The organism is Phytobacter palmae (genome assembly GCF_039409775.1).
Lineage (GTDB): Bacteria > Pseudomonadota > Gammaproteobacteria > Enterobacterales > Enterobacteriaceae > Phytobacter > Phytobacter palmae.
The window spans coordinates 1-605 of the sequence record NZ_JBCIVJ010000065.1 but is presented as its reverse complement, the minus strand read 5'-3'; the positions used below and the strand labels follow the sequence as shown (position 1 = coordinate 605).

Genomic DNA, 605 nt, shown 5'->3' with positions numbered 1-605 from the left:
TCGGACATCATATAAGACCGTGTTTATGGCTGTCTGCCGAGGTTAGTATCAACCTCAGTCATGCCACTATTTATTCCGTCGGCATTTCCTCATCCGGCGCCTGGTCAAATAACGCTGTGGCCATAGAGGCAATGCGGTCATGCTGCACCAGCTTCTCTTTCCATTCCTGCGGAATCCCCGACCAGCCATATAAAGCGCCGGCAAGTTGTCCGGCCGTCGCCGCCACGCTGTCGGCATCATCCGCCAGGTTCGCCGCCAGCAAGATGGCGTCACGGAAATTATCGGTGTTCCATACCGCCCACATGGCTGCTTCCAGCGTATCGATGACATAACCGCTGGAGCGAATTTGGTCGCGACTTTTTTCTTTATATTCACCGGCGTTGATGATCAGCACGCGCGGTTCTAACGGCATAATTTGCGGGGAAAATACACGTTCTTTATCGTATCCATTAATCAGCAGGAGAAGCAAATAGCTCAGATAATGTGCGGAACTCACAGCTTCAATCGCGCTATGTGTGGCCTGACTTTGAATTTTCGCGTTATAGAATGCCTGAGCGAAATTGCGGCGAAAATAGATCGGTACAGGCGCTAAACGAATAATGGAT

At 50.7% G+C, this 605-nt stretch carries 1 protein-coding gene; it reads right to left on the bottom strand.

What is annotated here, in order from left to right:
• Positions 1-70 precede the first annotated feature (70 nt).
• A partial coding sequence (locus AAIG39_RS25655; RefSeq protein WP_343195059.1) for an ADP-ribosylglycohydrolase family protein occupies positions 71-605 on the bottom strand: 535 nt, incomplete at its 5' end.